We start from the raw sequence: 25,518 nt of genomic DNA on the forward strand, positions 1-25,518 counted from the left end.
CCCCCCCGCCCCCCCCCCCCCCCCCCCCCCCCCCCCCCCCGCCCCCCCCGCCCCCCCCCCCCCCCCCCCCCCCCCCCGCCCCCCCCCCCCCCCCCCGCGGGGGGGGGGGGCGACGCCGGCGTGATGCCGGCTTCGTCATTTGCAAGGTGGTGTCGGTTGCGCGAGGCAGGATACCGGAGGGGGCTGACGGCCTATGCAGCGCGTGCCGTTATAGGCAAGCCCAGCGGGCTGTCGTGGATGATGCCCCATTGCGGGTATTGGCTATCGTGCAGCTTGACGTCAACAAAGCCGGCTTCCCCCAGCAATCGCACCAGGTGAGGATACGAATAGATCCTCAGTTCCAAAGTTGAGCCGTCACCACCATGGAAGGACAGGTCAGAGAATCGTTGCTCCCTGCCATCGCTGGTGATGTTGACAAGAACCCGATCCGCACCTTTGCCCTCGATCCGGTAGTCGTTGAGCTCAGGGAAGTGCTCAATCGTGACCTCGTGAAATCCATAGGGAACGGTGAGCACAAGCAGCCCGCCCGGCTTCAACAATGCCCGCAGGTTTTCGAGCGTGCGCTCGCAGGGCCCATCCACGTGTTCCAGTACATCTGAGCTGACAACAAAGTCATATTTTCCCAGGTAGTGTGCGGCTGGGTGACGGATGTCCAGCATGGGGCGCTTGTGGAAGTAGGTATTGATGTAATCGAACTTGCGCCGCAGGGCATTAGTGTAGATATGGGCGTCGGTCATGCCGATTCCCTTGATCTGTCCGCGCCTGGGGATCCGCTCAAGCACGCGGATCTCCCGCGCTTGGTCCATCTCCGACTGCAGGGCTGCCATGAGGGCACGGAAGCGCAGAGTGGATCCGCAGCCAATACAGCTGCGGGTTTCCCTTTCGGCGATGGCCTCGCGGGATGCTCGCAGGCGGAAACCGCAGATGTTGCACGCGGGCCTCTCGGTGGTCGGTATGCTCACGGGGAAGACGTGTGGGCGAATCGTGTCGAGCCCTTTTCGGGCAAGGCTGCGGCAAATGGCGTACACGCTATGACAGTCCCTGTTCTTGTTGATACCGCCTAGCTTGCCGTATGGCCGTGGCGCGAATCCAGCCTGCCCATTGTCTCGTTTCGTGCCGAAGGCCCTCATGCGCGCGTGATACACAGTGTGACGTTCGATCGATGTGATAATCATTCGCGTTTAAGGTAGACTGCGGTCCCTTGTGAACCGGCGGCCGTGAGCCGCTTCTGCCGCCGCTGATGAAGCATTTCGTCCCGCCTTCGCGCCGTGGTCCACTGGCCCGCGGCCTGGTCGCCTTGATGATGGGTCTGCTCCTGGCCACCCCGTACGCCCATGCCCAGCAGCGCAATCCGCTGCAGAAGATCGGCCACACCGTGCTCGACGAGCCGGCGGCGAGCTATCGCTTCGAGCAGTTCGTGGTGGACAGCCCTGACCAGCAACGCCGCTGGCGGGTGAATGTGGCGATCCCGGCCAAGGCCGGCAAGGCGCCGATGCCGGTGTTGTACGCGCTGGATGGCAATGCGGTGGCGATGGTGCTGGATCAGCCGTTGCTGGCCGAGCTGGCGGCACGCAAGGCGCCACCGGTACTGGTGCTGATCGGCTACGACAACGACCTGCGCATCGATTCCAAGGCGCGCACCCGCGACTACACCGCGTGGATCGACCGCGCCGACGACGAGAGCGGTACGACCCAGGCGGTCGGTGGCGGTGCTGCCGCGTTCCTGGATGTGATCGAACGCCGCATCAAGCCGGAAGTCGAGCGCCGCGCACGCATTGATACGCAGCAGCAAGCACTCTGGGGCCACTCGCTGGGTGGGTTGTTCGTGCTCAATGCGCTGTACACCCGTCCCGCCGCCTTCCAGTCCTATCTGGCGGCCAGTCCGTCGCTGTGGTGGAGCCAGGGCGCGGCGCTGGGTGATCCGGAACAGCAGTTCGTGCAGAACGTGCATGGCCAGCCAGCAAAGCTCTGGCTGATGCTGGGCGGTGCCGAGCGTGTCGGTGATCGCGGCAAGCGCGACATGAGTAATCCGCGCGTGGTCGCACACCTGCGCCGCATCGGTGGTGCCACCCCGGATGCGGCGATGCAGCTGTCCGAGCGGTTGGCCAAGGTGCCGGGCATGCGCGTGCAGTACCGCGAGTTCGACGGCCTCGGTCACGGCCCGATGCTGCCTGCGTCGTTCCATGCCGCGTTGCATGAACTGTACGGCGTGACCGACCGCAGTGCCGGTGACGGCGCACCCAATAGCGGTGACAACGCCGCCGAATGAATCCCTTCGCATGCCAAGGCGTGCGACCCCACTACCCAGGCGAGGCTGCCGATGTGCAGCGGCCCAGGCAACCGATGAATCCCGCGTCACGTGGCGCGGCCTACGTGTGCAAGGAGCCTTCCATGTCGTTCCGTCCGTCTTTCCGTCTCACATCTCTCGCCGCTGGCCTGTTGCTGGCCGTGACCGCCACCGCACAGCCGGTGTTCGATCAGCCGGCCAACGCCACCTTCAAGGGCGAGGTCGTCTCGCGCGGTGAGAACGTGGTTCCCGGCAGCACTGCCGACGTGGTCGGTCGCGGTTTCGTGCCGGGCCAGAAAGTCAGCCTGTTGCGTGGCGACAGCGTACTCAACACGCAGCCGCTGGTGGTCGATGCCGATGGCAACTTCAAGACCCAGCTGAGCATTCCGGCCGACGCCGTGCCGGGTACCCACCCGGTGGTGGTGCGCGCCAGCCAGCCGGCTGCAGCCACCGTGCTGAAGCTGCGTGTCTCGCCGCAGCTGCCGCTGTCCGGCCAGGCGCAGTTCGCCACCCAGTCCAACAAGCTGGTGCCGGGCCTGTATCAGTCCGCCTACAGCGCCGCCAGCAACGCGGTGTTCGTGACCTCGGCCGTGGGCCGCCCGCCGGTGACCCAGTCGCAGCTGTTGAAGCTGGACCCGAAGTCGCTGAAGGTGACCAAGGCGATCACCCCGGCGCAGGTGCCGGGCAGCACCAATGGCGCGGTCTACGCGGTCTACGGCGTTGGCGTGGATGACACCAACGGCAATGTATGGGTCACCAACACCCGCCAGAACTCCATCGCGGTCTACCGCCAGAAGGACCTGTCGCTGGTCCACCAGTTCCCGGTCGATGCCGTGCCGCACGCGCGCGACGTGGTGGTTGATGGCACCCACGGCAAGGTGTTCGCCTCGGCCACGGGCGAGGACCATCTGTCGGTGTTCGACGCCAAGACCCTCAAGGAGCTGCCGGCGGTGACGCTGGAGTCCGGCGTGGACGACGGCAAGTTCACCCCGATGAGCCTGGTGCTGGACGAGAAGGGCGGCAAGCTGTTCACCGTCAGCATCGGCACCCCGGAAGCGGCAGTGATCGACGTGGCCAGCGGCAAGGTCGAGAAGGTCATCGACCTAGGCAATTCGATCAGCGCCTCGGGCGTGGCCTTCGACGCAGCGCGCAACCGCCTGTACGTGGCCTCGCAGGGCACCGACAACCTGCTGATCGTCGATGTGGCCGCCGGCAAGGTGCTGCACGATGTGCCGGTCGGCGCCGGCGCGCTGAACGTCGCCTTCGATGATGCCTCCGGCCTGGCCTACGTCAGCAACCGTGGCGCTGGCACGGTCACCGTGGTGAACGGTGACGGCAAGGTGGTCGCCAACCTCGACGGCGGCACGCTGCCGAACCACGTCCGTGCCGATGGCAAGGGCAACGTGTTCGCGGTGAACAAGTCGCGCGGCGCCGAAGACCCGAAGGGTGACCGCATCACCCGCATCACCCCGAAGCAGTAAGTCACACGGCGGGGCGGCGTGCGCGTCGCTCCACCAGCAAGGAGAACGAGCATGAACATCGCGTCCCGTCTGCGCCTGTGTGCGCTTCCGTTGGCTGTCTCGCTGGCACTGGCTGCCTGTGGCGGTTCATCGACGCCCTCGGACACCGGCAAGCCGGTTGAACCCGCCGCCGCAACCGCGGCTGGCGAAGCCGCGTTGCCGGCTGGCTGGCAGCGCGTGGCCGGCACCGATATGCCGGCCGTGCGCGATCAGAAGGCTGTGCTGCCGGCCCAGGTGCATTCCGATGACGGCGCCGACGTCGAGGTGGCCGATACCAGCCGCATCATTGCCGGTGGTGACGACGTGATCGCGGTGATCGAGGCGCTGGGACTGGACAAGCAGGTGTTCGCCGCGCCGACCAATACCACCACCCAGGCTGGCCTGGCTGCCCCGCACCAGTTCCTGTTCAACCGCACCACGGGCGTGGAGGGCGTGCTGAGCCTGCAGGGCTCGCTGTTCCTCGGCAACAGTCTGCGCCGCCACACCGAACTGGCGAAGAAGCTGCGTGAGGTGGGTGAACCGGCGGTGGTCATCGATGACCTGCAGCCGGCGCCGGACAAGGTGCGCAAGGTCGCCGCCGCACTAGGGCTGGCCGAGGCAGGGCAGGCACTTGCCACGCAGGTGCAGCGCCAGCTCGATGAGGCTGCAGCGATTGGCAAGGGGTTGGGCCATGCGCCACGAGTGATCCACGTCTCGGCCACCGGCGCCGGTGGCTCACCAACCGTTGCAGGTGCCGACAGTGCGTCGGCGCAGCTGATCGCACTGGCGGGTGGCATCAACATCGGTACCGAAGCGGGAGTGAAGAACTACTCGCAGCTGAGCAATGAGGGCGTGGTCGCGGCGGCACCGGAAGTGATCCTGGTGACCGAGCATGACCTGCAGCTGTTCGGCGGTGCCGAAGGCCTGTGGAAGGCGTACCCGACGCTGAAGCAGACCCCGGCCGGGCAGGCCAATCGGGTCTGGGTGATGCCGGATGTGCAGCTGAAGTACACCAGTGTCGGTTCCGGTGCTGGTGCGCTGGCGCTGGCCAAGGCCCTGGCGGCGTTGCCGAAGGCATGAGTCCGGCGGATCGGCGCCGCCGTCGCGGGCGGACGATGTTGCTGGTGGCGTTGCTGGCACTGCTGGGGGCAGTGCTGGCCTCGTTCGCCGTGGGTCCGTTGCGGCTGCCGCCGATGGAGGTGATGCAGGCGTTGGCGGTGAAGCTGGGTCTGCTCGATCCACAGGCGGTCAGCAGCCGCGACCTCGCCGTGGTCTGGCAGCTGCGTATTCCGCGTGCCCTGTTGGGCGCGATGGTCGGTGCGTCGCTGGCGATGGCCGGTGCCAGCCTGCAGGGCCTGTTCGGCAATCCGCTGGCCGATCCCGGCATTGTCGGTGTCAGCCAGGGTGCTGCGCTGGGTGCAGTCGCTGCCATTGTTCTCGGCGCTGCGGGCGCAGCCGGCTGGCTGGTGCCGGTGGCTGCATTCGCTGGTGGTGCACTGGCGATCGGCCTGACCTACGCATTGGCCCGGCCCGGCAAGGGTACGGGCAACGCCACGCTGCTGCTGGTCGGTATCGCGATGGCCGCGTTCTGCTCGGCGTTGATCGGTTTCCTCACATATATCGCCAGCGAAAGCGAGCTGCAGTCGCTGGTGTTCTGGCAGATGGGCTCGCTGGCGCGCGCCAACTGGGCCGATGTGGCGGCCGTGGTGCCGTTGTTCGCCATCGGTGTGTTCGCGCTGCAGCGATTGGCTACGCCGCTGGACATGCTGGCGCTGGGCGAACGCCAGGCACAGCACCTCGGGCTGGATGTCACCCGCACGCGTCGCCGCCTGGTGGCGTTCAGTGCGCTGCTGGTGGGCGCAGCGGTGGCGTTTGCTGGTTCGATCAGTTTCGTCGGCCTGGTGGTGCCGCACGTGGCGCGCCTGCTGGTCGGCCCTGGTCATCGCTGGTTGCTGCCGTTGTCCGGCCTGCTGGGTGCACTGCTGATCGTGGTGGCCGACACCGCCGCGCGCACATTGGATCCGCCGGCGGAGATTCCGCTGGGCCTGTTCTCGGCTGCGCTGGGCGCGCCGTTCTTCCTGTGGCTGGTGCTGCAGCAGCGCCGCAAGGCCGCACCATGAGCGTGTTGTTGAAGCTGCACGAAGTGGTGGTGCGCCGCCAGCAGCGCGAGATCCTGCACGGCATTTCGCTGGCGTTTGAACCGGGTACGGTCACCGCACTGGTTGGCCCGAATGGCGCGGGCAAGTCCACGTTGCTGGCTGTGGCGGCAGGTGACCTGCGTGCCGACGCTGGCGAAGTAAGCCTACTCGGCAAGCCGTTGGCCGGTTACAAGGCCGGGCCGCTGGCACGCGAGCGCGCGGTGATGCCGCAGGAGCATGGCGTGCGCTTCGCCTTCAGTGTGGAAGAAGTGGTGGCGATGGGGCGGCTTCCGCATCCGCCGGATCCAGCCGTGGACGACGCCCAGGTGGAAGCGGCAATCGATGCCGCTGAACTGCAGGCGCTGCGCCTGCGTGAGGTGCAGCAGCTGTCCGGTGGCGAGTCCGCCCGGACCACGTTCGCGCGCGTGCTGGCGCAGGACACGCCGCTGCTGCTGCTGGATGAGCCGACCGCAGCGCTGGATCTGCGTCACCAGGAACGCACGCTGCGCAGTGTGCGCGCCTGTGCCGAGGCCGGTGCGTGCGTGATCGTGGTGCTGCACGACCTCAATCTGGCTGCCGGCTATGCCGACCGCATCGTGCTGCTGGAGCAGGGCAGGGTGGCGGCCGATGGCACGCCGTTGCAAGTGCTGACCGAAGATAATCTGCAGCGGGTCTACCAGCAGGATGTGGTGGTGTTGGAGCACCCAAGGCGTGGGGTGCCGCTGGTGGTGGTCACGTGACTGTGTGAGGGCGTCGCGCTGGGCGCTTCTGACCGCGGCATCAGGCCCCTCAATGGCGCGGCGGCAGCGGATCCCGTATGCTCCGCCGGAACCAGGGGGCAAGCACGATGAAAGGGATTTCGTGGGTGGTCGCGGCAGCGCTCGCGACGGTGCTGGGTGGGTGCGCGACGCTGAAGGCACGACCGGATGTTCCACTGGCCGCGGACGAGGGCTACGTGGTGATGTCGGTGAACTGCGCCACCAGCAACATCAGGCTGATCACGATCTTTGCCAGCGGCACGCGGTCGACGTCGCCGTTGGCTGACCTGCGCGGCGAATTCGAGTTCGGCTGCAGGGCCGGTCTGGCCGCCATCCGCGCCAAGGCCGGGCGCCACTATGTCGGCTACCTGACCGAACATGGTTATGGATACGTCGGGGCGGTGCCCGAAGACGAAGCGCTGACTTTCGACGTGCGCGCAGGCGAAACGACCTACATCGGTGAGGTTGTGGTGTCTGGACTGTTCGACCGCCTGCACTCAAGGCCGACCTGGATCTCGGTACGCGATCGCGAAGCGGAGTCGTTACGGCTGTTGCAGCAGACGCAGCCCTGGCTGCTGGAACGCCATCCCTTCCACACCCGGCTGGCGACACCAGCGCCGGGCGCGCCGAGCGCCGAAGTGCTCGCCGAGCAGTTCCGCAGCTGCACGCCGGCGTGCGACAGCATCCTGGCCCTGCCGCTGTTCATCCGCTGAGGAGGTTTCCAATAAAGTGGATCTGCATGTGCTGACTGATGGGTCGCGCCATCCGGACGCTGTATCATTCGGCGCCAGTTACATTCAATGGACTGATTCAATGTTGCCCTCCGCTTCAGGTGTTTCGCGGACGTTGCTGATCGCATCGGCCTTTTTCTCTGCATTTGCCGCCAATGCGGCGTCGACATCTTCAGTTTCGCTGACCCACGCGGCCGAGAACGCCTCGCTGATCGAGACCCTGCATTCCAGTAGCGACGGCGCTGCAGTGACATCGATGAAGACGCAGTACTTCGCCAACGAGGAAATGTCGGTGAGCTGGGACGACCAGCAGGTGCTGGTGCTGTGCAGTGAAGCGGCGTACCTGCAGATTCCTGCCGCCAAGCTCAAGGCCGGAGCGTTGACCTCCGAGCAGCGGCAGATGATCGTCTATCAGGCACTGATGTCAGGCCTTGGGGTTGTCGCGGGCGTCGTCGGGCCGGCAGGCGAGGTGGTGGCCGTGGCTGATGACGGTAGCGAGACTCGCAGCGTTGGCGAAAACAGGTGGGCGTATGGCGTCGAGCGCTACGACGTCATCACCCAGCGGCTCCCGGATGGTGCGCTTCGGGTACGAACCCGCAAGACGGAAACCGTGAATACCACGCCGCCGGCCGGTCCGGACGACATGCTCAGCACCGAAGACGACCAGGCGGCACGCCTGTCCGAATTGGCGCCGGTCGGCAGCTGGACCGAGGTGGTTGTCCATGAGGGGCCGCGGCTGCCACATGTGGATCCGGCGATGTCGTTGAAGGGCTGGATCTCGATGGGGGACGACCAGGCTGCGACGGTGGGTGAGGCGCGCAAGCTGCACGACTGCAAGTAAAGCAGGGCAGGGGTCAGAGCCCTCTGCCGCCGCAAAGTGATCCGACCCCGATGCCGGTCGGCCTCATCGTTCTATTTATGTGCGCAATATTCACTTGCGCGCCAGATTGGCAGGTCTAGAATGCGCCCCATGAACCGGATGCCGCTCCTGAAGTTTTTCACCCTGACCCGCGCAAGCGCGGAACGGGCGTGTCTGCCTGGAGCCCCACGAGGCCGTTGAGACGGCCATCGCTGGACCTTCGACAGAGCGCCCTCCGGGGCGCTCTTTTCGTTTCTGATTTCCCGCAAGTCGACCAACAGTCGACTCTACCCAGTCGACCCTACCCAGTACCCAAGGAGAACGTGCCATGCACCAGATCGCCGAGACCGAACGCTAGCCGCGCACCCTGTCGCCAACCGGGGCGCGCGGCCCCCGAAGTTGGCTTTGCAGGAACCTTTCTCATGAACACCCAAGTCCTTTCCCGTCGTCGCAATCTCGGCATCATTGCCCACATCGACGCCGGCAAGACCACGCTGACCGAACGCCTGCTGTGGAAAAGCGGCGAGATCCATCGCGTCGGCGAAGTGCACGATGGCAACGCAACCACCGATTTCTCGGCGATCGAACGCGAACGTGGCATCACCATCGGCGCTGCCGCCGTACAGGCGCAGTGGGCGCCACGCGACCTGCCGCCGCATCGGCTGACCCTGATCGACACTCCCGGCCACATCGACTTCGCCATTGAAGTTGAGCGTTCGCTGCGTGTGCTCGACGGCGCCGTGGCTGTGTTTTCGGCCGTGGATGGCGTGCAGCCGCAGTCGGAAACCGTGTGGCGCCAGGCGCGTCGCCATCGCGTGCCGCTGATCGCCTTCGTCAACAAGATGGATCGCGTCGGCGGCTCGTTCGAGCGCGTGCTGGAGCAGCTGCAGGACAAGCTGCAGGCGCGGCCGTGGGCGCTCGGTGTGCCACTGGGCAGCGAAAGCGACTTCAACGGCTGGGTCGACCTGGTCGATGAGCGCGTGCTGCACTGGCAGGATGGTGCCGTAACCACGGTGACCCCGTGGGACGACGCGGCGCGCACCCTGTGGCAGCCGCAGCGCGACGCACTGGTCGAGGCCGTGGCCGACCACGACGAACTGCTGGCTGATGCCTGGCTGGAAGGTCGCGCAATCGATGCGGAACTGCTGCGGGCGGCGATCCGGCGCGCGACGCTGGCCGGTGCAGGCGTGCCGGTGCTGGCCGGTGCCGCGTTCAAGGACAAGGGCATCGAGACGCTGCTGGATGCGGTGGTCGATTACCTGCCGTCACCGCTGGATCGGCCTGCCGTGACCGCCGAAAGCGAGAGCGGCGAGGTGGTGCTGCCGCCGGATCCGGACGGTCCGCTGGCCGGTCTGCTGTTCAAGATCACCCACCAGCAGCACGGTGCGCTGAGCTTCGTGCGGCTGTACTCGGGCACCTTGAAGGTCGGTGATGCCGTGGCCAGTTCGCAGCATCCGCAGGGTCGACGTGTCAGTCGCCTGGTGCGGGTGCAGGCCGACCAGACCCACGACATCGAACAGGCCGTGGCCGGTGACATCGTCGCGGTGCTGGGCTGGAAGGATGCGGTCAGTGGCGAAACGCTGAGCGGCCGTGCGCAGCCGCTACGCCTGGAGAACATCCAGGCACAGGCGCCGGTGCTGGCCTGGCGGCTGGAGCCGGCGCGTGCGGCCGACCTGATCCGGATGGCGCAGGGTCTGGCCAGCCTGGCCCAGGAAGATCCCTCGTTCCGCGTCGAAACCGATGGCGACACGGCGGAGACCCTGGTCTGGGGCATGGGCGAGCTGCACCTGGAGGTGATGGTCGAGCGCCTGCGCAGCGAATGGAAGGTCGAGGTGGGCGTAGGTTCGCCGCGCGTGGCCTACCAGGAGACACCGCTGCGTGCGATGGCCGGCGTGGTGGGGCGGCTGGTCAAGCAGACCGGTGGCCAGGGCCAGTTCGCGCATGTGGTGCTGGATGTATTGCCGCGCGAGGACGACCAGGTGGTGTTCAACGACCGCATCGTCGGTGGCGTGGTGCCGCGCAGCTTCATCGCGGCGGTGGAGAAGGGCGTGCGTGCCGCGCTGTCGGAAGGTCCGCAGGGCCATCCGGTGGTCGGTATCGAGGTCAGTCTTGTCGATGGCCAGACCCATGCCAAGGACTCGTCGGAGATGGCGTTCCACCGTGCCGGTGCCGAGGCGATCAAGGCGGCGCTGGTGGAGGGCGGTACGCAGCTGCTGGAGCCGGTGATGGCGGTGACGGTGCATTCGCCGTCGGCGTCGGTGGGTGATGTGGTTGGCGACCTCAACCGCCGCCATGGTCGCATTGCCCGCATCGACGACCAGGACGGTCGCGCCGAGGTCAGCGGCTTTGCGCCGCTGGCGCAGCTGGTGGGTTACACCACATCACTGCGTTCGCTCAGCCAGGGGCGGGCCAGCAGTGAGGCGCACCTGCATGGTTACGAGCCGGTACGCGCTGCATGAGGAAAGGCGAGGGGAGCCCGTGAGCGGGCTCCCTTTTTTTGTCGTCGGGAACGCCCATCCACGCATGGCGTGGATCTACCGGGTGATCGGGTTGCAGGCCCTGCAGTAGATCCACGCCATGCGTGGATGAATTCGCATCGACACCGGGATAATGCACTGCATCGCAACAAAACTGCAGAAAAAGCTGGATTAAAGTGATGCCTCACGATAAATTGCGCACCCCCCGTTGCTCGCCGCCGCCCGCACCCCTCTCATGCGTGATGACAAAGACCCCGGAACCCTGGAGCTGACCCTGCCGCGAAAGCGCGGTCGTCCGCCCAAGTTCGGGTACGCAATGAGTGACGCGCAGCGCGCAGCGCGCTACCGCGCGCGCCGGGCGGGGCAGGCCAACCACGCCGATGTGCGCTCCTGCTCGGACATGGTGCTGCTGGACAAGATCCGCGCTGCTGTGAGCGCGCGCGACACCGAGCTGGCCGGGTTCCTGGTCCACGTCCTCTGGCAGCGCTACCCCCTGCAGTTGAAATAGGCCGTCGGTGGGGTGGCCGTTGTCATCGAGCTTGTTGATAATGCGGGATTCAGGTTGTTCCCGCTGGCGCGCCCGGGATGGCAGGCGCGCATGATCGAACGGTTCCCAAGATGACGACCACCAGCGACACCACCACCGAAGCGGCGCCGAGCAGCGCCCCCCTGTTCTACACCCGTCCGGTGCCGCTGCAGGCCGATGTGCATGCCGATCTGCGCATCCTGCCGGGCAGACTCGAGTTTGCCGCCGGCAACAACGCCATTCCGCTGGTGCTGGGCGAGTTCTCGCTGGCCCTGCACCACTTCCCGATCCTGTTCGCTGGCCCGACCGCCGTGCCGATGGCCGCCGTCGGTGTTTCCGACCAGAACCTGTTCATCAAGGACGGCCTGTGGGAAGACGAGGCCTATATCCCGGCCTACCTGCGTCGCCACCCCTTCATCTTCATCGACACCGGTGCAGACAACGACTTCCTGCTGGGCATCGACGAAGAGAGCGCGCGCGTGGTCAAGGGCGGTGACGAAGGCCAGCCGCTGTTCGTTGATGGCAAGGCCACCGACATGGTGCAGCAGGCGTTGGAGTTCTGCGGCCAGTACACCCGCGAGCACGAACAGACCCAGGCCTTCTCCAAGGCGCTGATCGACAACGGCCTGCTGGTCGAGCGCAACGCCACCGTCCGCACTCCGGATGGCCGCGAGTTCAATCTCAACGGCTTCCTGGTGGTGGACGTCGAGAAGTTCGTGGCGCTGCCGGAAGCGACCGTGGTCGAGTGGCACCGCAGCGGCTGGCTGGCGCTGATCCACCAGCACCTGATGTCGCTGGGTCGCTTCAATGACCTGACCCGTCGCCAGGTCGAGCGCCTGGCGGCCTGATCAGGCCAAGGGTGCGGCTTCCGCCTCGCGGGAGCCGTGCCACTGCTGCAATCCCCGCAGCAGTCGCCGCGCCTCGACCCAGTCAGGCGCGGCCTCATGCCCCAGTTCCCACAGGTCGGCCGCTGTGCCGGCCTGATCCGTTGCCCGGCACATCTGCAGCGTTCCCTGCAGCCGGTGTGCATGATGGCGCAGTGTCGAGGCATCGGCGTCCTGCACGGCCTGCTCAATCCTGGCCAGCTCATGGGCAATGTCCGCAGTGTAATCCGGCTCGGCGCCAGGGGTGTCATCGGGCGCAGCGCCGTGCGCCGAGGGCGGCAGGTCCAGCGCCTGCAGCAGGCTCGCAACCTGCAGCGGCTTGACCAGGATGGCGTCGAAGCCGGCCCTTCGGCAGCGTGCCGCGTGCCGGCGCCCCATGCGGGCGGACAGGGCAATCACTCGCAGAGGTGCCTGTGCCTGCGCACGCAGCTGCTGCGCCAGTGCATAGCCATCCGAGCCGCGAAGCCCGATATCCAGTACGACCGTGCCGCGCGGTCGTAGCGCTTGCTCGGCCAATGCGGCGTCGGCATCGGCAACCGCGCGTACGTCGGCGCCCAGCCGACGCAGTTGCTCTGCGACGACATGCCGGCTGAGTGCATGATCTTCGACAAGGAGCAGGTCGACGCCGGTCAGTGGCGTCTGCTGCAGCGGCTCGATGGGCGGCTGATCGCCGTGAACGGCGCGGACCGGCAATCGCAGGGTGAAGCGGCTGCCGCGCCCATGCACGCTGTGTGCGGTCAGGTTGCCGCCCATGGCAACGGCCAGTTCGTGCGCAATCGTCAGGCCCAGTCCGCTGCCGCCACGTCTCTGGCCATCCTCGTTCTGCTGGAATGGTCGGAACAGAAGCGCCAGTTGAGCGGGTGCGATGCCGATGCCGCTGTCGATCACATCCAGCAACAGCTCCCGGGGAGACAGGACGGGTTGTAGTTGCAGGCGCACCTCGATACCGCCGACATCGGTGAATTTCAGTGCATTGCCCAGCAGGTTGTCGACAATCTGGCGCAGTCCATCAGCATCGAGCACAACCACCGGCGCTGGATCGGGCGCGCGATCCAACTGGAGTGACAGCCCTCTCCGCAGTGCCTCCGGCCGGATTGCTTCCAGTGCGCGGGCACAGAGTTGGCCGACGTCGCAGGGCGTGGGATGCGGCCTGAAGCTGCCGCTGGCAAGGCGCGAGAACGCCAGCGAGCGATCGAGCAGCCTGCGCAGCGAGTGGCCGGCGGCAAGGGCAGCCGCGAGCAGTTCACGCTGCCCCTTGGGCAGGTGTGACTGGCTCAGCAGGTCGATCGAAGCCAGTACTGTCTGCGCGGAATTGCGCACTTCATGGCTGATCATTCCCGCCGCGCGCCCGAGGCGTTGTTCCGCGCGGCCGATTCGCCAGCGTAACGCCTGCCAGAGCACGGGCAGGCCGATGAGTGCCGCGGCCAGACACAGCAGCCAGAGCAGGAGCGGGGAACGCACCCGATCCAGTGCGCTCTCGATGGATGTGGGCAGCATCTGCTGCGCCCACAACTCCAGCAGGCCTGCGTGCTCTTCGAGGGTGATGGCGCGCAGCGCCTGATCGATGCGTGCCAGCAGCTGCTGGTCCTCCCGGCGGACAAGCAGGTGCAGATCGGTAGAGAATTCGCTGTCGAACGGGTGCAATTGCAGGCTTCCCGTGAAGTGCTGCCGGATCATCGAGTGCAGCGTTGCTTCCAGGCCGATCGCAGCATCGGCGTTGCCGCGTTCAACAGCGGCCAGGGCCGCATGGCGGTCGGGGAGATGCAGGAGGTGGATCCGGGGGTGGTGGATCGTCAGCCAGTCGGCATAGGGGCCGCCGTCAACCACGGCCAGCAGCTGCGCCCTCACGCCGGTAATGTCACGGGGCGGGTGCTCGCCTTTACGCACAGCCAATACCGTCTTGCCGCCATGGAAAGCGCCGGAGGCCCTCAGGTCGGGACAGGGAAGCGGGTGATGCGAGGGGCTGCCCATGACCAGCACCAGGTCGGCCTCGTCCCGGCAGACGGCAGCGACCGCTGCGCTCGTGCTGGGGTAGTTGAGATCGCGGAAGCGCAGGCCGGAATGCCGAGCCACAAGCTTGGCATAGCCATGGGCGAGGGTGGGCAGTGCGCTTGAATCCGCCAGCGTTGGGGGGAGCGGTCGCAATGATGGCGCGGTGGCAACCCGCACTTCGCGGCCGGCGGACCATCTCCGCAACTGTGCATCCTCGGCCGATGCAGCCGGCAGCAGGATCAGGACCAGCAACAACGTGCACGACGTGCGTAGGCGGAGGCGAACGCGCCCCATCACTGGAGCTCCAGCTGCTGCCGCAGTGCATAGATCTCCACGTCATTGCGCAACCCGAGCTTGCGCAGGGCCGCGACCTTCTGGGTACTGACCGTCTTGACGCTGCGGTGGCGGCGCAGCGCAATCTCCGAGACAGTCAGGCCGGCCAGGAGCAGGTCCAGTACTTCGCGTTCATTGCGGCTGAGTTCCTCGCGGCACGCCGGGAACAGGCAATCGGCAGGGAGGCGGCACAGCCCCTGCGAGATGCGCACGATGGCATCAGACAGCATCTCCAGGGGCTCGGACTTGCTGACTACGCCGGAGATGCCGGTCGCCAGCAGGTGGTCGATGCGGGTGGATGGCGTCAGCGTGGCGAAGGCGAGCAGGGGGATATGTGGAAAACACTTGCGCAGCAGGGGAACCAGCTCATCACTGCTGCGGTCGCCAGGCGCCAGGGTGAGATCGATGATGGCGACATCGACTGCCAGCTGGCGGAGGCTGCCGATGAGCTCGTCGCTGCGGGTGTGGCTGGCGACAATGCTGAAGCGAACGTCGCGAGACAGGTGCAGGACGGTGCCGCGGCGGACGATTTCGTGATCGTCCAGGAGTGCCAGCCGCAGTCGGCGCGGTGCAGGATATCCATTCATGCGCAGGGAGGTGATCGGCGCCCGCAGGGCGTGGCGATCATTCTGGCGCCGCTGTCGCGTCGAGCATCGAACTTGTTGGAATTTTGCGATTATTCCTAAGAATCGATGCGTAAAGCCCATCAATTCAATGCCGCCGATTGATGAGGTGGATCGTCAGGCCCCAGTTACGCGCTTCGGGGTCGCGAAGCCGGCAGCCGGGTTCCATGTAGACATTGAGATTGATCAACCACTGATGCTTCAGGAAGATCCGCCCGGGGAGAAGGCTCCGCGTCATCTCACCGACTGCGGCACCCGCCTCAGCTTGTGGGTGTCGTAACCCATGGCCGCAATCCGCTCGACCGCTTGCTGGTAGTCACTGTCCGATACCTGCGGGGTGCGGGCCATGTACCAGACGTAATCGCGCTTGCTTCGTGCCACGATGGTCTGATGGTAGCTTTCATCGAGCCAGGCGATCACGTACTCAGCCTGGATCGGCCAGATGAACTGCATGCCCCAGATCGCGCCGTTGCCTTCCTTCTCGACACGGCCGACGGGGTGCATCGACTTCTGTGGCGCGTCGAAGCTGCCTTTGCGGTAAGTGAAGGTGGTCTGGATGCGTCCATCGGGGCGCAGGGCATAGCTCTCCACGGCGTCGAAGGCCTCGCGCTCAGGGCGCGACGGGATATGCGCGATTACGTACCAGTCGCCCATGAAGCGCGGTACATCCACCGATGGCGGACGCGGCAACGGGCGGGTGTCGCTGGAGCTGCAGCCGGAACCGAACAGGCCGACCGCGATCAGGGGGAGCAGCGGAAACATGCGCATCGGGCACCTCAGCGGGGTCGGAACAGATAGTGGGCCACCAGCCACTGCTGGCCGTCGTCGTAGCCGAACAGCTCGGCGCATGCCATCCAGAACATGCGCCAGCGCTGCCACCAGACCTTCGCTGCAGCCTGGCCATAGGTGGCGATCAATACCGGCATCACCCGCTCGCGGGCTGCATCCTGGTTGGCCAGCCAGTGGTCGGCCGTGCGCTGGTAATGGGTGCCGTCCAGCAACCACCGTTGCTCCAGGCGCAGGTCGCGCTGGAAATGCAGCAGTGTGTCGGCCGCCGGCATCAGTCCGCCGGTAAAGAAGTGGCGACCCATCCAGTTGTCGCCGCCGTCTGTCTCGAACGGATACATCAGTGTGCGATGGGCGAAGATGTGCACGAACAGTGCACCGTCCGGTTTCAGCCACCGTGCGATGCCTGCCAGCAGGCGCTGGTAGTTGCGTACGTGCTCGAACATCTCCACCGAGACACAGCGGTCGAACCGGGCCGTCGGCAGGTCAAGCTGGTTGACGTCGCGGGTCATCACCTCGACGTTGCCCAGGCCACGCGCCTGGCACTGCGCCATGATGTACTGGCGTTGGCTGTGCGAGTTGGAGACGGCGGTGATATGCGCCTGCGGGTAACGTTCGGCCATCCACAGGGTCAATGAGCCCCAGCCGCAGCCCAGCTCAAGTATCTGCTGGCCATCGGCCAGTCCGGCGCGCTGGCCGTACAGTTCCAGCATGGCGTCCTCGGCCTGGTCCAGCGTTTCGCGCCCGGTGGCGTAGTAGCAGCTGCTGTACTTCAGCCGCTTGCCCAGGCAGGCCTGGAAGAATGCCGCGGGAACTTCGTAGTGCTGGCGGTTGGCCGCTTCGGTATGTAGCGCGAGTGGGCTGTCGGCCAGCTCGGTGATGCGCTGGCTGAAGCGTGCCGATTGGCCTTCGATGCCGCCTTCGCTTTCCTCATGCAGGCGTTGCGCGCACAAGCGGCGGATGCCCGCACGCAGCGCCGCATCGGGCACCAGCCCACGTTCGGCCCAGGCGATCAGCCCGGTTTCCGCATCTTCGGCCGGATTCAGTGACGGGATCGCGCTCATGCGGAATGCTCCTTGGAAGAACGGGGGAACCAGGGAAAGAACATCGAGGTAGTGCGCTGGTAGGCGCGGTAGTCGTTGCCGCGGCTGCGCAGCGCTTGCATTTCAGTGAAGGGAATGCCGCTGAGATAGCGCAGGAACACGTACATCAGCAGCGGGCCGGCCCAGGCCAGCCACCACAGTGGCGAGCCGACCGCGAGCAGGACATAGCTGAACCAGTGCAGCCACTCGAAGAAGTAGTTGGGGTGGCGGGAGTAACGCCAGAGCCCCTCGCGGCAGGTGCGGCCCTTGTTCGCCGGGTCGGCGCGGAAGCGGGCCAACTGGCGGTCGGCCAGGCTCTCGCCGCCGACGCTCAGCAGCCAGACAAGTGCGGCGGCCACGATCCACAACGTCGTGGTTGTCTGCGGATTGTCAGCCACCGCGAGGAAGGGCATGGCGAACAGCACGACCAGCAGCGCCTGGGCCATGAAGAAGCCGAAGATCTTGCCTTGATGCCCTTGCCAGTGCTCGCGCAGATAACGGTAGCGGCCGTCTTCCTGTTCGTGGCGGACCCGGTGCCACAGGTGCAAGGCGAGTCGACTGCCCCACAGGCCACCGAGCACGCCGAGCGCCATCCGTGGCGCCGCCGCACCATCGCCGAGCCACGCCAGCAACAGGGCTGATGCGCCCACGCCCTTGGCCCAGAGCACATCGACCACGCCGATGTTGTGATGGCGGCGCTGCCAGGCCCAACCCCAGCTCATCACAAGTACGGCATACAGCAGCACCCACAATAGATTGATCATGACGGTGCTCCTGCCAAGGGCGGCGGGAGGGTGCGGGAGCCGCGACGAGCGGCCATGCACAGCAGCGAAAGCGCGATGCTCCAGCCCACACCCAGCACCAGCAGGCCCTGCCACAGCGGCGCAGTGAAACGGACCGCCTCGAAACCGCGCGCTGCGGAGAGATACGCCAGCGGGGCCAGCAACAGGCCAAACAGGGCTGGCAGGGCAGGGTGGCGCAGCAGGAAGCGCATCGAATTGGTCAGCGTCATCGCAAACGCGGCCCACAACGCCATGATCCAAAGGGGCGGAGTCCAGCCCAGCGGGGCAGCAGCGTAGCGCACGGCGCCGCTGGCGGCGGCACTGGCGTCGACCAGCCACGCGCAGGCCAGCGCCAGCAGCATCAGCCGAAGGTCCAGCCGAGGGTGCGGTGAAGTCAGCAGCTGGCTGCCGATATAGATCGTTGCGGCCAGCAGCGCCGGCCACTGCCAGCCTCGCCCTGCGCCGGCCACGGCACACAGCCAGACCAGCTGGTTGCCAAGCAGATTGGTCCAGAACCGGCGCATGTCAGCGGCTGTCGCCCGCAGCGAGGACGGGCCGGTGGTCCGGACGGGCCAGCAGCAGATGCGAGACGCCGATCGAACGTTCCAGGAAGCCGCCCTCGCAATAGGCCAGATAGAACTCCCACAACCGGCAGAAGTGCGCATCAAAGCCCTGCGCCTGCACCGCGGGCAGCTGGGCCAGGAAGCGCTGGCGCCAGGCGCGCAAGGTCAGTGCGTAGGAGTGGCCGAAGTCCTGCTGGGCGATCAGCTGCAGGTCGCTGGATCGGGTCTTGGCGGCCATGATCGCGTTGATCGATGGGATGAAGCTGCCCGGAAATACATAGCGCTTGATGTAGTCGACGCTGCGCCGGGCCTGTTCGTAGCGATGGTCATCGATGGTGATGGCCTGCAGCAGGGCAACGCCATCCGGCTTGAGCAGGCGTTGCAGCGTAGCCATGTAGGTGTCCAGGTACTCGGCGCCGATCGCTTCGATCATCTCGATCGAGACAAGCTTGTCGAACTGGCCCTGCAGGTCGCGGTAGTCCTGCATCAGCAGCGTGACCTGGTCCTGCAGGCCCGCCGCCTCTACGCGCTGGGCGGCCAGCGCATGCTGTTCCGCGGAGATGGTGGTGGTGGTCACATGGCAGCCATAGTACTGTGCGGCGTGTACCGCGAAACCGCCCCAGCCCGTGCCGATCTCCACCACGCGGTCGCCTGGCTTGAGTTGCAGCTGCTGGCAGATGCGGTCCAGCTTGCGCCGCGAAGCAGATTCCAATGACTCGGATTCGCTGTCGAACATCGCCGACGAGTACATCAGGTCCGGCGACAGGAACAGGGCAAAGAAGTCGTTGCCCAGGTCATAGTGCGCGGCGATATTGCGGCGGCTGCCTTCACGGCTGTTGCGGCGCAGGCGGTTCCAGACCCGCAGCATCCCCCCACCCAAGCGGGCCGGGCCACGCTCCATGCCGTCGAGCAGATCGCGATTGCGCACCAGCAGCCGGATCAGTGCCACCAGATCATCGCAGTGCCACTCGCCCTGGATGTAGCTTTCACCTGCGCCCACGCTGCCTTGCGCAGCAACCTTGCGATAGAACGCCGGGTCATCGATGGTGACGGTGACATGCAGTTCACCACGGGTGTCGCCCAGCCAGACCTCGCCGAGTGCATCGCGCACGCACAGCCGACCGTCGCGCATCGGGGCCAGCTGGGCCAGCAGGCGGCGGCGCAGGAACGCGTCCAAGGCGCCGGGGCGCGGCAGGGCAACCCAGGGAGTCATCGAGTTCATCGCGGTTTCTCGGTAAGAGTGGGGTGGTCGTGCACCGGGTTGCGTTTCAACCACAGCCGCAGTGCGTGCCAGTGAATGGCGGCCACCACCTGGGTGGTCATCAGGGGATAGCAGGCCAGAACCCGGGCCAGCCCGCGGCCATCCAAGGCACGCCGCTGCATGGCCTGGGTGGCATCAAACTGGCGCACGCCGTCCCGCCAGACCTGCATGTGCACGCGCAGGTCCTGGTCGGGGCGGTTGAACCGCCAGTCGTAGCCGCAGTCCATCGGCATGAACGGCGAGACATGGAAGCACTTGTCGAACTGCCAACGCAGTGAGCTGCCTTCGTGCGTGGCGGTAGCGACCGGCAGCACATAGGCGTGCCGTTCCTTCCAGGGCGTGTTGGTGATCTCGGCGACAATGCAGTCCAGCGTGCTGCCGTCGGCCTGGTAGCAGTAGTAGAAACTGACCGGGTTGAACACGTGCCCGGCAAAGCGAAGATGGGTGAGCAGGCGCACAGGGCCGGTCGGCCGGTAGCCAAGCGTGTGGGCAGCGTGATCGCGGATGGCATCGGCCAGGGGCCGTGCGGGATCGCCGAAGTAGTCGCTGCGGCGGAACTCGGCCAGGTTGCGGCGATTGACCGACCACAACCAGCGCCCGTCGAACACCGTATCGAGTTCTTCCAGATCGAGCAGGAGCTGGGCGATGGGGTAACGGAAGGCATGCGGGTGCGGATGATGCCGGCGATGCATCACCTGCCCGATGTAGAGCGCGCTGGCACTCATGCCGCCACCTCATCCGCGGCGGATGCCAGCCGATGTGGGGCGCAGGCCTGCAGGGCATCGACCACGCGGCGGGCGCTGCGGATGCCATCCTCATGGAAGCCCCAGCCCCAATAGGCGCCTGCGAACCACGTATGGCGACGGCCCTGCAGTTCCGCCCAGCGCTGTTGCGCGCGCACTGCGGCATGGTCGTGCACCGGGTGGGCGTAGCGCAGCGTACGCAGTACTTTGGCCGGATCGATTGCCTCGCTGCGGTTGAGGGTAACCACCAGGGGCGTATCGCCGGGCAGGCCCTGCAGCAGGTTCATGCAATAGCTGACCGTGCAGGGCGCGGCGCGATCCTCTGGCACGTGCGCGTTCCATGCCGCCCACGCCTTGCGGTTGCGCGGCAGCAACGAGGCATCGGTATGCAGTACGGCCTCGTTGGATTGATAGCGGATGGCGCCAAGGACCTCACGCTCGATGGCATCGGCGTCGGCCAGCAACGCCAGCGCCTGGTCGCTGTGGCAGGCCAGGATCACTTCGTCGAAGGCCTCCGCGCCGGCCGCGCTGTGCACGCGTGCACCCCAGGGCATGCGTTCGACCATCCTGACCGGGCATTGCAGCCGCTCATGCACCCGCCAGCGGCGGCGCAGCGCATCCACGTAGCGCGCCGATCCCCCGCTGACCACCCGCCAGCTCGGGCGCCCGGTCATCTGCAGCATCTGGTGATTGGCCATGAACTGGGCCAGGTAGCGCGCCGGGAAGTCCTGCACGGTGGCGGTCGGTGAGGACCACAGTGCCGAGGCCATCGGCAGCAGGTGCTCGTCGATGAAGGCCTCGCCATAGCGCTGGCTGCGCAGGTACTCGCCGAGCGTGGGGCCGTCTTCCTCGGCCAGCAGCAACGGCGCATCGCGATAGAACCGGCGCAGGTCGGCCAGCATGCCCCAGAATCGAGGTGACACCAGGTTGCGGCGCTGGCAGAACAGGCCATCCAGCGAGGTGGCGTTGTACTCCACGCCGCTGCGCTCGCTGTGCATTGAGAAGCTCATCGTGGTCGGCTGCGAAGCCACACCCAGCTCGTCGAAGAGCGCGGTCAGCAGCGGATAGTGCTGGGGATTGAACACAATGAAGCCGGTGTCCACCGCCATGCGCACGCCATCCACCTGCACATCGTGCGTGTGGGTATGGCCGCCCAGGTAATCGTTGGCCTCGAACAGCGTGACGTCGTGCTGGCCATCAAGCCACCAGGCACTGGCCAGCCCCGCGATACCCGAGCCGATGACGGCGATGCGCATGTCAGTACCTCGCCTTGGCCAGGACCCACTCGGGGATGGGCTTGAGACCTTTGACCAGGCCCAGGGCCGCCATCGCGCGCAGTCCGTACCAGGTCAAATCCACTTCCCACCAGCGGAAGCCCTGGCGGACAGTGCCGGGGAAGAAGTGGTGGTTGTTGTGCCAGCCTTCGCCGAAGGTGAGCAGCGCCAGCCAGAGGTTGTTGCGGCTGTCATCGCGTGTGTCGAAGCGGCGGCGGCCGAATCGATGCGCCAGCGAATTGATGGTGACCGTGGCATGGAACAGCACGATGGTGGAGACGAAGAAGCCCCACACCAGCAGCTGTGGGCCGGAGGTGTGCAGGCCCGGTGCCCAGCGCTCCAACCCGGCGCCCAATGCATACAGCGCTGCGGCCAGCAGTACCGGTACGGCCGTATCGAAACGGTCCAGCCAGCGCAGTTCGGGGAAGCGCGCCAGGTCCGGTACCCGTGACAGATCGGTGGCGAACGCCTCGCGGGTCAGGAACCAACCCATGTGGCTGCGCCAGAAGCCGCCCTCGCGTGGCGAGTGCGGATCCAGCGGCTGGTCGGCATGCCGATGGTGATGGCGATGATGGGCGGCCCACCAAAGCGGCCCACGCTGCACGCTGGAGGCGCCGATGACAGCGAACACGAACTGCACCGGCCGCGATGCCTGGAAGGTCCGGTGCGAGAAATAGCGGTGATAGAACGCCGTGATGGCAAACATGCGCACCGCATAGAGCACTGCGGCGACGATCACCGCTGTCCATGAGATTCCGACCCAGAGCACAGCGATGCAGGCCAGGTGCATCAGTGCGAATGGCACGGCGCGCAACCAGTCGATGCGGCCGGGCTGTTCGCCGGTGGTCTCTGCGACGTTGCCGGTGTCGATCCAGCGCTGCAGCGTACGCAGCAGGCGCGAGCGTCGACGGGGGAGGGGCGCTACAGAGGCCATTGGGGGATCTCGGCGGGTGTCGTGTCTACCTGTACGCAGCAGCGCGTGCAATGGATGCGCTGCGACGCGAAGAATCTCGACTTCACCTGGGCGTCACGGCGCAGCGGTCGATCAGAGGATGCGTCCAGGCCTGCTGCCATTCCGCGGCAGTCTGCTCGGCAGCAGGCGAGCTGAAGCGCACCGTCACCTGCGGATAAGTGCCGCGTGCATCGCGCAGGTTGCTGGTACCGCGGAATTCCAGCAGGCGGCGGTCGGTGCTGGCATAGACGAGTGACAGACGCGGGGCGATGCCGCCGTACCAGGTGTCCAGACTGACGTCGATCGACTGCCCATCAATACCCTGCCAACGTACCGGACCGATGCGCCGCACCTGCACCGGGAAGTAGCGCTGCCGCCCAGGCACCAGGAAGGGCAGACTGATGCGTTCGCCGCGCAGCAGCGCCGGCCAGTGCAGGCGCACCGCAGCGTCGAACCCTGCATCGATCACCGCGTCCGGCGGCAGTTCAAGCCGGCGCTGATGCGGCTGGCTGGCGGCATCTTCCTTCCAGGCAATCGACACCGAGTCGCCAGTGGCGTCGACTTCGGCGGTCTGGCCGCTGCGGCGGTCCTGCAGCGAATAGCCCCGTGCCTGCGGGCGGGCGCTGGCGGGCAGATGCTTGCGGGCGAAGGGCTGGCCATCCGGGCACTGGTACAGCACCCAGCGTTCGGCACCCTCCGTTGCCTCGCGCCGCCAGTGCACTTCACGGTAGAGGATGTCGCCCTGCGCGGAGGTGGCCACGCCCTCATTTCGCAGCCAGGGTGCCGCCAGCGCGGCGTGGGGCAGGCACAACAGCAGCCAGGCAGTGCGCATGGTGTTCATCCGGAAGCGGAGGTCTCTCAGGTCATACGGCGGGGGCGCCCGGTTGGATGCGCAGTGCCGACTGCATCCAATGGCTGCCCCTGCGCGTACAGAGGAAGACCTTCACCTGCCCGCCGCGAACGCAGATGTACCCTGACGCCGCCAGCACACTCCTCAACTTCGATACCGCACGCACCGTGTCCAGTTCCCAGCAGCCGAGCAGCGAGCCGACGAACTGGGCCGGTGACATGGACGGCGTGGCGCGGCTGCGCGACCGCGAGTGTTTCATGCGGATCTACGACTACTTCATGCCGCGGCTGTGCGTGTACCTGCGCGGCCTGGGCGCACCCGATGCCGTAGCCGAGGAGCTGGCGCAGGAATGCCTGTTGCGCCTATGGCTGCGGGCCGCCGATTTCGATCCGGCACAGGGGGCGCTGAGTACGTGGCTGTATCGCATCGCCCGCAACCTGCATATCGATCGAGTGCGCCGTGAGCGCAGCTGGATGCAAGTGCAGGCGGCAGTGGAGGACGCGGCGACGCTGGATGTGATCGAGCGCAGCAGCGCCGAGCAGTTCGCCGACCAGGCGCGTCTGCGCCAGCGCATCAACGAGCTGCCTGCGGTGCAGGCACGGCTGGTGCGGATGTCCTATTTCGAAGCCAAGAGCCACAGCGAAATCGCCGAAGCGCTGGGTATGCCGCTGGGGACGGTCAAATCGCACCTGCGCCGTGCCTTCCTGCAACTGCAGGCGAAAGTGGGAGGTGTGCTGTGAATCCGCACCACCACCTGCACGAATCCACGCTGATGAGCTATGCCGCCGGTGCGCTGCCGGCGCCGTTGAGCATCGTGGCCGGTGCCCATCTGGAGCAGTGCCCGCATTGCCGTCAGCGCCTGCGCGATGCTGAGGCGATCGGTTCGGTGCTGCTGGAGCAGACCCAGCCGCCTGCAACCGACACGCGGCGCGAACAGTTGCGCGAGGCCATGCTGATGCAGCTGGCCACGGAAACGCCGATGGCCATGGCGGAATCCCTGCGCCCTATGCCGAAGGATCGGCCCGAGGCTGATCCCGATCATCTGCCGGCGTCACTGCATCCCTACTTTGGCACCTCGCTGGGTGACCTGCGCTGGCGTTGGATGGCGCCGGGGGTGCACTGCATCCGGGCCGAGCAGATGCCCTCGCTGATCATGCTGAAGATCGCCCCCGGCAAGTGCCTGCCTATGCACAGCCATGGCCGCAGCGAGCTGACCCAGATCCTGCGCGGTTCCTACAACGACGCGCTGGGGCTGTTCGCGCCGGGTGACGTTGCGGATCTGGACGAGGAGGTGGAGCACCAGCCGGTGACCGCGCCGGGTGTGCCGTGCATCTGCGTGTCTGCGTTGGATGCGCCGTTGGTGTTCAGCGGTTGGCTGGCGCGGAAGATCCAGCGTTTCGTGAAACTCTGAGGCGGGTGCGATGATGGTCGGGACGGGTGCATTGCGCATTCTGTTGACCGGTGCCGCAGGCCTGGTCGGGCAGGGTGTGGTGCTGGCCTGCCAGCGCTCACAACAGGTCTCCCGCCTGACCGCGCTGGTCCGTCACCCCGGCAGTCTGAGCGGCACCGGCAGCGAACTGATTGTCCCGGACTTTCTGCGTATCCAGGAGCGGGTGGAGGAGCTCGCCGGGTTCGATGCATGCCTCTACTGCGCCGGTGCGCCACCGGTCGGCACCGCCGAGGCCGAGTACCGACGCGTTACCGTGGACACCACGCTGGCGGTGGCCCGTGCCTGGGCGGCCGCGAATCCCGGGGGATGCTTTCTGTATGTATCCGGTGCGGGTGCAGACCCTCAGAGCCGGCTGATGCCGCTGAGGGTCAAGGGCGAGACCGAAGTTGCTTTGCAGGCTCTGCCGGTGCGCTCGGTGATGCTGCGCCCGGGTGGCGTCAGGCCGGTCGCGGGAACCGGCACCCGTCATGCCCTGTTGAAGCCCTTGTACTGGGGCGGCGCGCCGTTGATGAAGCTGGCCGGTGCGGTTGCGCCTTCGTTGATGACCAGCAATCTGGCCCTGGGCCAGGCGATGATTGCGCTGGCCGCCAGGGAGCATCCGCCGGCCACGGTGGAGTGCGCGGACATCAACCGGATCGCCGCTGGCATGCGCGATCCGGCGTCCTGAC

Annotated in this window: 25 protein-coding genes; 13 read left to right on the forward strand and 12 right to left on the reverse strand. The window is 66.5% G+C overall.

What is annotated here, in order from left to right; genetic code table 11:
- Positions 1–191 precede the first annotated feature (191 nt).
- Entirely contained in the window at positions 192–962 is a 771-nt protein-coding gene (locus tag ABE423_RS00005) for a methyltransferase domain-containing protein (protein ID WP_253143106.1), read from the reverse strand.
- 278 nt (positions 963–1,240) lie between these two features.
- Here ABE423_RS00005 and ABE423_RS00010 point away from each other — a divergent pair, with 278 nt between their 5' ends.
- From ABE423_RS00010 to ABE423_RS00055, 10 genes are all read left to right on the forward strand, one after another.
- Positions 1,241–2,269 (forward strand): alpha/beta hydrolase-fold protein, encoded by a 1,029-nt coding sequence (locus ABE423_RS00010; RefSeq protein WP_180837730.1) that lies wholly within the window; start codon positions 1,241–1,243, stop codon positions 2,267–2,269.
- Between the two features lie 122 nt (positions 2,270–2,391).
- Positions 2,392–3,768 carry a YncE family protein gene (locus ABE423_RS00015; protein ID WP_065723255.1) on the forward strand — a complete coding sequence of 459 codons (1,377 nt, stop codon included), beginning with the start codon at positions 2,392–2,394 and terminating at the stop codon, positions 3,766–3,768.
- Positions 3,769–3,819: 51 nt separating this feature from the next.
- Complete coding sequence (locus tag ABE423_RS00020; protein WP_346484540.1) at positions 3,820–4,866, forward strand: ABC transporter substrate-binding protein; 1,047 nt, start codon at positions 3,820–3,822, stop codon at positions 4,864–4,866.
- A complete protein-coding gene (locus ABE423_RS00025; RefSeq protein WP_012511012.1) occupies positions 4,863–5,906 on the forward strand; it encodes an iron ABC transporter permease in 1,044 nt (347 codons plus the stop codon). Before ABE423_RS00020 ends, ABE423_RS00025 begins: the two co-directional genes overlap by 4 nt.
- Entirely contained in the window at positions 5,903–6,664 is a 762-nt protein-coding gene (locus tag ABE423_RS00030) for a heme ABC transporter ATP-binding protein (protein ID WP_006366865.1), read from the forward strand. Before ABE423_RS00025 ends, ABE423_RS00030 begins: the two co-directional genes overlap by 4 nt.
- Before the next feature lie 107 nt (positions 6,665–6,771).
- Complete coding sequence (locus tag ABE423_RS00035) at positions 6,772–7,395, forward strand: hypothetical protein (RefSeq protein WP_180837727.1); 624 nt, start codon at positions 6,772–6,774, stop codon at positions 7,393–7,395.
- A gap of 100 nt (positions 7,396–7,495) precedes the next feature.
- Entirely contained in the window at positions 7,496–8,254 is a 759-nt protein-coding gene (locus ABE423_RS00040) for a hypothetical protein (protein WP_180837726.1), read from the forward strand.
- Positions 8,255–8,694: 440 nt separating this feature from the next.
- Positions 8,695–10,731 (forward strand): elongation factor G, encoded by a 2,037-nt coding sequence (gene fusA, locus ABE423_RS00045; RefSeq protein WP_346484541.1) that lies wholly within the window; start codon positions 8,695–8,697, stop codon positions 10,729–10,731.
- 253 nt (positions 10,732–10,984) lie between these two features.
- Positions 10,985–11,257, forward strand: coding sequence for a hypothetical protein (locus tag ABE423_RS00050; RefSeq protein ID WP_005409616.1), 273 nt, complete (start codon positions 10,985–10,987; stop codon positions 11,255–11,257).
- A 110-nt stretch (positions 11,258–11,367) separates the two neighbouring features.
- A complete protein-coding gene (locus tag ABE423_RS00055; protein ID WP_032127340.1) occupies positions 11,368–12,123 on the forward strand; it encodes a SapC family protein in 756 nt (251 codons plus the stop codon).
- On the opposite strand, the gene ABE423_RS00060 is transcribed toward ABE423_RS00055, so the two are convergent.
- The 11 genes from ABE423_RS00060 to ABE423_RS00110 form a co-directional block, all read right to left on the reverse strand.
- Positions 12,124–14,445: an ATP-binding protein gene (locus ABE423_RS00060; protein ID WP_346484542.1), complete on the reverse strand. Its 2,322-nt coding sequence runs from the start codon at positions 14,443–14,445 to the stop codon at positions 12,124–12,126.
- Entirely contained in the window at positions 14,445–15,191 is a 747-nt protein-coding gene (locus tag ABE423_RS00065) for a response regulator transcription factor (RefSeq protein WP_346484543.1), read from the reverse strand. The genes ABE423_RS00060 and ABE423_RS00065 overlap by 1 nt, the downstream gene beginning before the upstream one ends.
- 150 nt (positions 15,192–15,341) lie before the next feature.
- Positions 15,342–15,875: a lipocalin family protein gene (locus ABE423_RS00070; RefSeq protein WP_125894019.1), complete on the reverse strand. Its 534-nt coding sequence runs from the start codon at positions 15,873–15,875 to the stop codon at positions 15,342–15,344.
- 8 nt (positions 15,876–15,883) lie between these two features.
- Positions 15,884–16,957: a class I SAM-dependent methyltransferase gene (locus ABE423_RS00075; RefSeq protein ID WP_121503239.1), complete on the reverse strand. Its 1,074-nt coding sequence runs from the start codon at positions 16,955–16,957 to the stop codon at positions 15,884–15,886.
- Positions 16,954–17,739 (reverse strand): DUF1295 domain-containing protein, encoded by a 786-nt coding sequence (locus tag ABE423_RS00080; protein ID WP_253143117.1) that lies wholly within the window; start codon positions 17,737–17,739, stop codon positions 16,954–16,956. Before ABE423_RS00080 ends, ABE423_RS00075 begins: the two co-directional genes overlap by 4 nt.
- A complete protein-coding gene (locus ABE423_RS00085; RefSeq protein WP_049399330.1) occupies positions 17,736–18,281 on the reverse strand; it encodes a DUF2878 domain-containing protein in 546 nt (181 codons plus the stop codon). Before ABE423_RS00085 ends, ABE423_RS00080 begins: the two co-directional genes overlap by 4 nt.
- 1 nt (position 18,282) lies before the next feature.
- The gene (locus ABE423_RS00090; protein WP_346484544.1) at positions 18,283–19,542 is read right to left on the reverse strand and encodes a cyclopropane-fatty-acyl-phospholipid synthase family protein; all 1,260 of its coding nucleotides are present in this window, start codon (positions 19,540–19,542) and stop codon (positions 18,283–18,285) included.
- A complete protein-coding gene (locus tag ABE423_RS00095) occupies positions 19,539–20,306 on the reverse strand; it encodes a DUF1365 domain-containing protein (protein WP_125894029.1) in 768 nt (255 codons plus the stop codon). The genes ABE423_RS00090 and ABE423_RS00095 overlap by 4 nt, the downstream gene beginning before the upstream one ends.
- A complete protein-coding gene (locus ABE423_RS00100) occupies positions 20,303–21,580 on the reverse strand; it encodes an FAD-dependent oxidoreductase (protein WP_346484545.1) in 1,278 nt (425 codons plus the stop codon). The genes ABE423_RS00095 and ABE423_RS00100 overlap by 4 nt, the downstream gene beginning before the upstream one ends.
- A gap of 1 nt (position 21,581) precedes the next feature.
- Positions 21,582–22,532: an acyl-CoA desaturase gene (locus tag ABE423_RS00105; protein WP_125894033.1), complete on the reverse strand. Its 951-nt coding sequence runs from the start codon at positions 22,530–22,532 to the stop codon at positions 21,582–21,584.
- 82 nt (positions 22,533–22,614) lie between these two features.
- A complete protein-coding gene (locus ABE423_RS00110) occupies positions 22,615–23,382 on the reverse strand; it encodes a hypothetical protein (RefSeq protein WP_346484546.1) in 768 nt (255 codons plus the stop codon).
- Between the two features lie 134 nt (positions 23,383–23,516).
- On the opposite strand from ABE423_RS00110, the gene ABE423_RS00115 reads away from it, so the two are divergent.
- From ABE423_RS00115 to ABE423_RS00125, 3 genes are read left to right on the forward strand one after another with little or no spacing between them, the layout of a single operon-like run.
- Positions 23,517–24,140: a sigma-70 family RNA polymerase sigma factor gene (locus tag ABE423_RS00115; protein WP_032127329.1), complete on the forward strand. Its 624-nt coding sequence runs from the start codon at positions 23,517–23,519 to the stop codon at positions 24,138–24,140.
- A complete protein-coding gene (locus ABE423_RS00120; RefSeq protein WP_253143122.1) occupies positions 24,137–24,811 on the forward strand; it encodes a ChrR family anti-sigma-E factor in 675 nt (224 codons plus the stop codon). The genes ABE423_RS00115 and ABE423_RS00120 overlap by 4 nt, the downstream gene beginning before the upstream one ends.
- Positions 24,812–24,824: 13 nt before the next feature.
- Positions 24,825–25,517, forward strand: a complete 693-nt coding sequence (locus ABE423_RS00125) for an oxidoreductase (protein ID WP_125894068.1) — start codon at positions 24,825–24,827, stop codon at positions 25,515–25,517.
- Position 25,518: the final 1 nt, after the last annotated feature.

Origin of the sequence: Stenotrophomonas sp. TWI1409 (assembly GCF_039673015.1) — a bacterium.
GTDB classification, from domain to species: Bacteria; Pseudomonadota; Gammaproteobacteria; order Xanthomonadales; family Xanthomonadaceae; genus Stenotrophomonas; species Stenotrophomonas maltophilia_A.